Origin of the sequence: Corallococcus praedator (assembly GCF_003612125.1) — a bacterium.
Taxonomy (GTDB): domain Bacteria; phylum Myxococcota; class Myxococcia; order Myxococcales; family Myxococcaceae; genus Corallococcus; species Corallococcus praedator.
The window spans coordinates 1-408 of sequence record NZ_RAWI01001270.1 but is presented as its reverse complement, the minus strand read 5'-3'; the positions used below and the strand labels follow the sequence as shown (position 1 = coordinate 408).

The window sequence follows — 408 nt, the reverse complement described above, 5'->3', positions numbered from 1 at the left end:
GTGTCGGTGATGCAGAGCATCGCCTTCTGCTTGACCTCCGCCGGCACGTCCGCGAGCGAAAGGTTCACGGCGTAGTCGGCGAGGACGGCGGACTGGGAGCGATGTCCGCTCCCGGCGGGCTTGGAGCCGCGCTTCTTGTCCGCAACAGCCGGCGATGCTTCTGCAACACTCATGTCGTGGTCTTTCTCCAGTTATTCGGCAGCCAGAGACACGGTCGTCATCTGGTTCATCAGGAAGCCGTACCAGACGGTCGGGCTCACCTTGATGCCCTGCACGTTGCTGCGGGCAGCGACGATGACCTTGTCGAAGTAGGCCGGGAGCATGGCGATGCGCTCCTTGATGATCATCTGCGCCGCGCGTTGCCCGAGCTTCTCGTACTCGCCCTGGTCGACGGTCGCGCCCATCTTC

1 protein-coding gene is annotated in these 408 nt (G+C 63.5%); it reads right to left on the bottom strand.

The features are described 5' to 3' along the window. Positions 1–191 precede the first annotated feature (191 nt). On the bottom strand, positions 192–408 hold a 217-nt coding region (locus D7Y13_RS46610), incomplete at its 5' end, for a hypothetical protein (protein ID WP_158626258.1).